Origin of the sequence: Muriicola sp. (assembly GCF_041567615.1) — a bacterium.
Classification (GTDB): Bacteria; Bacteroidota; Bacteroidia; order Flavobacteriales; family Flavobacteriaceae; genus Muriicola.
Genome location: NZ_JBFGBM010000140.1, coordinates 1 through 7,195, shown reverse-complemented (window position 1 = coordinate 7,195; position 7,195 = coordinate 1). Strand labels below are relative to the sequence as shown.

Below are 7,195 nucleotides of genomic sequence, written 5' to 3'. Positions count from 1 at the left end.
GCACAAAGGCCGTAATACCCTTTTGAGCCAGCCACCGGGCCACCATGTTCCCTTCGCTTTCAATGCTTAAGGCGTAAAGTCCTCCTCCGGGAGCGATCACCACGGAAGTTCCGTTGGCTGTGCCGGGATCAGGTCTGAACACTTCCATCGTGGGTTTGGATACATTGCAAACCACCTCTGTGTTCCAGATCGTGGAGAAAAAGGCCTTTTCCCCACCTTCCCAACTTACTTCCTCAGGAGTTTCACAGGGGAGGGTGATGATTTCCTGTGAATGGACTGACAGTGAAAACAACAGCCATAAAAGGGGTATGATCAATTTTTTCATCGATGTGTTTTTGAAGTCTCGACAGCAGGCCTAATTTATGAAATAATCTCACTAAGTAAGAACGCTCGTACTAATCATTCTTCCTGCAATTCGGGATAGATCACCTCCTCGCTGATCTCAGGTATATTCCCGGGGTATTCCTTTCCCCTTAACTTCCCGACCGTATGGGCCTGAAGCTCCTCCTCAGGGTAGGAATGGATGAGGTCCTGCAGGGCTTTTACATCCAGTTCCTCCTCAACCTCTATGACCCATTTATCTGACATTACCTCTTCGAGGATGAGGGGCATACGCGGTCCTTCAAGCTTGGGGTTGTTGTGGATATGGGCCATCATGGGGTTTCCCTCTGTGGTCACGATGCTGAAGGTATTCAGGTATTCCCCTGTCTCCGGGTTGAGCCAGGGGTTCCACAGCCCTGCAAACACCAGGGGCTGACCGTCCTTGCGCGAAATAAAATGGGGATAGGTCCTGCCCCTGAAATGGTGATGCTCGTAAAAACCGTCGACAAAGATCAGGCAGCGGTGATACCTGGCAGCGGTCCGGAATGCTGGTTTTTCAAAAATCGTCTCCCCCCGGGCGTTGAGGGTGTTGTTCCAGATCTTTTTCTGCTGCATGTGATCCTTTACCCAGTGGGGTACCAATCCCCAGGTCGCCACCCGCGGGACCGAGGGTTCATCGTCTGTGTATATAAACAGTCGTGGGTGCTGAAAGCCGGAGGCGTGGTAGATCGGCAGGTCCGTAAGCGGAGCCAGTTTCTCCTCGATCTCCCGTATGGCGATCTCATCCCCGTACTGTCGGGCGCGTTTGAGCTGGGCTTCCAGGCTGGCTTTGATGTCGTAACACATGGATAGATCGGATTATTGCTTGAGGACGGACAGGACGCGTTCCGGCGTAAAGGGCATATGACGCAGCCTTTTTCCCGTGAGGTTTAAAAAGGCATTGGCGATAGCACAGGCCACCAGCGGGGTACCGGATTCACCCACTCCCTGTGGAGAGCTATCCGACGCTATCAGGGCAGTCTCAACACTATCCGGAATATCCTCCATCCTCAGGATATGGTAATCATTGAAATTCGATTGCTGGACTTCCCCGTCAATGATGGTGATCCTTTCTGTAAGTACGCTGCCGATACCCATGAGGATGCCTCCCTCGATCTGGGCTTTTACATTAGCCGGCTGAATGACAATACCCGCATCATGGGCGCTCCAGAAATGGTGCACTTTTATCTTACCGGTATTCCTGTCTACCGAGATCTCACAGATCCCGGTACTGAGTGTACCACTCCGTTCCAGGAAGGCCACGCCTTTTGCTCGTCCTTCAGGCCTGGGAGCCGACCAGTTCGAGATTCGGACCGCCTCTTCCAGGGTAGCAAGTGCTTTGGGAGCGTTTACCATCAACTCCCTTCTGAGGTCGACGGGATCTTTTTTCTGATCGAAAGCAATGTCGTCAAGCATGGCTTCTATGGCAAATTTATTGGGGCCATGACCCACTGCACGCCAGTGTTTCAGGCGGATACCATGGGAAACCTCCCGCCACTCGGCATACTGGTTGGGGATTTCGTAGTGTTCGTTCCTGATACCACTGGCCACCAGGTTCCCCCCGTCTCCGACGATGTAATGGGAAAATGCCGTGATCTTTCCATTTCGGTCCGTCGCGGCCTCCAGGCGCTGTAAGCTCATAGGCCTGTAGGCTCCGTACCTGAGGTCATCCTCCCGGGTCCACATCAGTTTGACGGCCTTTCCGGGAACTTCCTTGGCAAGCAGGGCGCATTCCGTAACAAAGTCAGTCATGCTCCTTCTGCCAAATCCTCCGCCCAGATATTGCAGGTGAATGGTCACTTTTTCAGGAGCGATTCCCAGGGCCTGGGGTACCCCTAATTTGGAATCAAAGCCCTGCTGACTGCCAACCCATACCTCGGCACTCTCCAGATCTTCAGAGACGCGAACGATGGCATTTAGGGGTTCCATCTGCGCGTGGTACACGTAGTCATTCATGAAATCCGCCCTGTATACCCTGGCAGCTCTTCGGAGGGCGGAATTTACATCCCCAATGCTGGTGATTGTCCTGCCTTTTTCGGGTCCCTCGAGGATTTTGGTATACCGGGTATAGGCATCCCGGGAATTGAAACCCGAAGCGGGTGAATCACCCCACTCAATATCCAGTGCTTTTTTGGCAGCCAGGGCTTCCTCCAGGCCTGTTGCCAGGATGCCGACGCCGTGATCCAATTCTACGGTCATAAGGACACCCGGGAGGTCAGCGATCTCCTTTTCGTTTTTAAGGGTTGGCTTCGCACCGTGTACCCTGCCTCTTTCCAGGACGGCATACATTGTATCCACCATGGGGATGTCCATTGTAAAAAGGGCTGTGCCGTCCACTTTTTGGGGGATCTCTAAGCGGGCGACGTCCTTGCCAATAAACCTGTATTGAGAAGAGTCCTTGTAAAGGATATCCGGATCCTGGGGCAGAGTTTCGGGAATGGTGAGATCAGGTACCAGTTCCCCGTAGCTTATCTTTTTGTTCAGTTCATCTGCATGCACATACCCGTTTTGGGTCCTCAACCCGCTGATGGGCACCTCCCATTTTGCTGCAGCGCTGGCCAGGAGGATATGTCGGGCTTGGGCCCCCGCCTTTCGCATGATAGGGTAATACCCTTTTGTGACCCTGCTTCCCGCAGACAGCATGACCTTGGCATTGTTGCTCCACACTTCGGAACCGTAGATCTCCGATTCCTGGGGCGAGAATTCGACCCTCACCTTTGCCCAGTCGGCATCCATTTCTTCAGCAAATATGGCCGGAAGGGAGGTCATAGAGCCCTGCCCCATTTCGGCAGCTGGGTTATAGATGGTGATCTGGCCGTCTTCTGCGAGTTCCACCCATACGGTCAGTCTTTGGGATTCGATGGCCTGTCTCTTCTCACGGTCGCTCTTGCAGGCGATAAAAGTTGGGAAAAGCCCTGAGACACCTATGAAAAGGGCCGCTCCTGAGGAGGATTTCAGAAAGTCCCTTCGATTTATACCGGGTATAGTCGTGTTCTCTTTTTTCATAATCAGGAATTTTTAACACTTTCAGACGCGTCTTCAATGGCCCGGACGATCCTCATATAGGTTCCGCAACGGCATAGATTACCGTTCATGTAGGCCTTAATTTCATCACGGGTAGGAGAGGGGTTCTGCCTGAGCAATGCCACAGCCTGCATGATCTGCCCGCTCTGGCAGTAGCCGCATTGAGGCACCTGTTCTTTGATCCAGGATCTTTGTACGGGATGGTCTCCATTCTCCGATAGCCCTTCTATGGTAACGATTTCCTGACCCTTGGAGACGCTCTCCACGGTCAGGGAACAGGCCCGGGCGGGCATTCCATCAAGGTGGATGGTACAGGCCCCGCATTGTGCGATCCCACAGCCGTATTTAGTTCCTGTGAGGCCCAGCTGTTCACGGATAACCCAAAGTAGTAGGGCATTGCCGGATGCCTGGACCTCTTGGTCCCGGCCGTTGATTTTTAAGGTATATGATTCCATGCCTTAGATGTGTTTGTATTCATCCAGTATTACCGTGTATCCAACCTGAAAACAGTTGGTAAATAAGACAGGGTTCTATTCAGTTTCTGCCTTATGGAGCTTTAAACCCCGGACCTTTGATGAAACGCCCCGGAAATGCTCCAGTATGTTCCCCGTCTGCCAGGACGGGAACTCCATTAACCAGCACGTGGATCACGCCAGTAGCGTATTGATGGGGTTCCTTAAAAGTAGCGTGGTCTGTGATCTTTTCCGGATCGAACAGGACCACATCCGCAAAATACCCCTCTCTCAACGCACCCCTCCTGTCGAGTTTTAAGTTTGTGGCCGGCAACAGGGTCAGACGGTGGATGGCTTCCTCCAGGGGGATGACCTTTTCTTCCCGCACGTAATGACTGAGAAGACGGGCAAAGGATCCATAAGCCCTGGGATGTGTGCTCTGTTCGAGGAAGACCCCTTCATTCGTATAGGATCCGGCATCCGAACAGATAGCCATATAAGGAAGGGCCAGTTTCTTCTTGATGTTGTCCTCAGACATGGAGAAATAGACCACCTGAATGCGGCTGTCATCCTCAAAGATGAGGTCGGCCACCGTTTCATTTGCAGGTTTTCCTCTTTCCAGGGCAACCTCGGCCAGGGTTTTGCCGATGAGGTGTCTCAGATCTTTATTCCTGAATCCCACTAGCAGAATGTTGTCAGGGGGTACGTGGAAATCGACCTCCCGAATCATCTTTTTCCTGAGAGCAGGTTTTCCCATGAGTTCAATGGTCTTGTCATGCCCCCCTTCCTTTGCCCAGGCTGGGAGCAGCACATTGAGTCCGGTTGAACTGGCATTGTACATATACATGTCGGTCGTAATGGCAAGGCCCTTCTCCCTGGCGTTGTTTACCTTTTGAATAGCACTATCAAGCAGGTGCCAGTTGGCCGTGCCCGAGGCTTTGAAGTGGTAAATCTCTGCAGGCAGATCGGCTTCTTCGGAGATCCTGATCAGCTCGTCCACAGCTTCGAGTAATTTCCCTTCCTCATCCCGGATATGGGAAATATACATGCCATTATTCCTCGAGGCGACCCTGGCCAGGGCGATGATCTCCTCGGTCTGGGCGTGACCGCTGGGTACGTAGATGAGGGAGGTGGATAGCCCAACGGCACCTTCCTCCATGGCCTGCTGGACCAGGGACTCCATCTGTGAGAGTTCCTCCTCCGTGGGTACCCTGTTCTCATATCCCATGACGTATTCCCGTACCGTCCCATTGCCCACAAAAGAGGCGATGTTGGGGGAGATGCCCTTTTTCTCCATAAAATTCATGTATTCCCCCAGCGTTCTCCAGCTCACCTCATATTGGATGCTGCCCTGATTCTCAGCCATCCCTGCCGCCATTTTCTCGTTGAGCGGACCCATAGACCGGCCTTCCCCCAGGACCTCCAGGGTGACTCCCTGTCTGATGTCGCTCTGGGATCGACCGTCCTCGATCAAAGAGACATTGGCCCAGCTCAGCATGTTGATAAAGCCAGGTGCCACGGCAAGTCCGGTAGCATCGAGTTCCTGTTTTCCCACAGCACCGGACAGATCGCCGATGATGGCAATGGTGTCGGCATTGATCCCTATATCGGCATATATGCCTTCCTCCCCTGAGCCGTCTAAAATCAAGCCATTCCTGATAAGGATGTCATAGGAATTGGGCTTAGAACAGCTTAAAAATGCCATGGAAATGATAAACAGGATCAATTTGGAAGTGATACGCATACTTCAGAATTTTAAGGAGGCGGTTATGATTTCTGCCATGGGCAGTCCTCTAAAAATAGTCCAAATAATGAGCACTCCCAAAACTTTCATCTTTGTACTTTTGCGCAAACTACCACACATGAATTCCCGCAAACAACAATTGGAGGCACTCGATAGGCTGCTGACCATCATGGATGAATTGAGGGCCCAGTGTCCATGGGACCGCAAGCAGACCATGCAGAGCCTTCGGCACCTGACCATTGAGGAGACCTATGAATTAGGGGACGCCATCCTGGAGGAAGACCTGCAGGAGGTGAAGAAGGAATTAGGGGACCTGTTGCTGCATATTTTCTTCTACGCCAAGATCGGGTCTGAGACCGGGGATTTTGACATTGCCGACGTTTGTCATTCCATCAGCGAGAAATTGATCCACCGACATCCCCATATTTACGGAGATGTCGATGTAGCCGATGAGGAGGAGGTGAAAAAGAACTGGGAGAACATCAAACTGGCCGAAGGAAAGAAAAGCGTACTGGAAGGGGTTCCGAACAGTTTGCCGGCCCTTGTAAAGGCGAATCGTATACAGGACAAGGTTGCCGGGGTAGGATTCGACTGGGAGGAGCCACAGCAGGTGTTCGAAAAACTGCAGGAAGAACTGGGCGAGCTGCAGCAGGAGGTCCACAAAGGGCAGGAGGGCAGAATAGAGGAGGAGTTCGGAGATGTACTTTTTTCCATGGTCAATTATGCGAGGTTCCTGAAGGTAAATCCCGAAAACGCCCTGGAGCGAACCAACAAGAAATTCATCAAAAGATTTGCCTACTTGGAAGAGAAAGCCAGGGAAGCCGGAAAATCCCTGAAAGAGATGACCCTGGCCGAAATGGATGTCCATTGGAATGATGCCAAAACCCTCTAATTAAAGTTTAGCCTTTTGTTCAGACAATACACCCGGGAATTCCGATATAACATCAGGCTCTCTATCCCTGTCATCCTCGGGATGCTCGGGCATACATTTGTGGCCTTTGCAGACAATATCATGGTAGGTCAGCTGGGAACGGCTGAACTCGCCGCCGTGTCTCTGGGCAATAGTTTTGTATTTATAGCCATGTCGCTGGGGATAGGGTTTTCTACGGCCATCACGCCCCTGGTAGCAGAGGCAGACGGGGCTGGGTTGAAATCGGATGCCAAAAGGGCCCTCAAACACGGGCTGGTCTTGTGTACCTTCTTGGGCCTCTCCCTCTTTGGGCTCATCCTCCTGCTCAAACCCCTGATGTATATGATGGATCAGCCCGCCGAAGTGGTCGTGCTCGCCATCCCTTACCTCGACCTGGTCGCCTTTTCCCTGGTCCCCCTGGTCATGTTCCAGGCTTTCAAACAATTTTCCGAAGGGCTTTCCCAGACCAAGTATCCCATGTATGCCACCATCCTGGCCAACGTGATCAACATACTGTTGAATTACCTGCTGATCTTTGGAGCCCTGGGCTTTCCAAAACTCGGGATCGTCGGGGCTGCTGTGGGTACCCTGGTGTCCCGATTTGTGATGCTGGCCTTCCTCTGGATCCTGTTGAACATGAAGGAAAAATTCCACTTCTATGTCACGGGATTCAACTTCAGGAAACTCGAGAAAAAGGTGATGAAG

6 protein-coding genes and 1 pseudogene are annotated in these 7,195 nt (G+C 52.2%); 2 read left to right on the top strand and 5 right to left on the bottom strand.

Going from position 1 to position 7,195, the window contains the following annotated elements:
* The 5 genes and pseudogenes from ABYP73_RS09870 to ABYP73_RS09850 all read right to left on the bottom strand — a co-directional run.
* Window positions 1–325 (bottom strand): annotated as a pseudogene (locus ABYP73_RS09870) (alpha/beta hydrolase); the annotation flags it as partial.
* 74 nt (window positions 326–399) lie between these two features.
* A complete protein-coding gene (locus ABYP73_RS09865; RefSeq protein WP_372974205.1) occupies window positions 400–1,167 on the bottom strand; it encodes an SOS response-associated peptidase in 768 nt (255 codons plus the stop codon).
* 12 nt (window positions 1,168–1,179) lie between these two features.
* Window positions 1,180–3,366, bottom strand: a complete 2,187-nt coding sequence (locus ABYP73_RS09860; protein WP_372974204.1) for a molybdopterin cofactor-binding domain-containing protein — start codon at window positions 3,364–3,366, stop codon at window positions 1,180–1,182.
* A gap of 2 nt (window positions 3,367–3,368) precedes the next feature.
* Window positions 3,369–3,839 (bottom strand): (2Fe-2S)-binding protein, encoded by a 471-nt coding sequence (locus tag ABYP73_RS09855; protein ID WP_372974203.1) that lies wholly within the window; start codon window positions 3,837–3,839, stop codon window positions 3,369–3,371.
* A 91-nt stretch (window positions 3,840–3,930) separates the two neighbouring features.
* A complete protein-coding gene (locus ABYP73_RS09850; protein ID WP_372974202.1) occupies window positions 3,931–5,580 on the bottom strand; it encodes an amidohydrolase family protein in 1,650 nt (549 codons plus the stop codon).
* Between the two features lie 118 nt (window positions 5,581–5,698).
* On the opposite strand from ABYP73_RS09850, the gene mazG reads away from it, so the two are divergent.
* A complete protein-coding gene (gene mazG, locus ABYP73_RS09845) occupies window positions 5,699–6,472 on the top strand; it encodes a nucleoside triphosphate pyrophosphohydrolase (RefSeq protein ID WP_372944791.1) in 774 nt (257 codons plus the stop codon).
* Window positions 6,473–6,487: 15 nt separating this feature from the next.
* The coding region (locus ABYP73_RS09840) for an MATE family efflux transporter (RefSeq protein ID WP_372974201.1) at window positions 6,488–7,195 on the top strand (708 nt) is incomplete at its 3' end.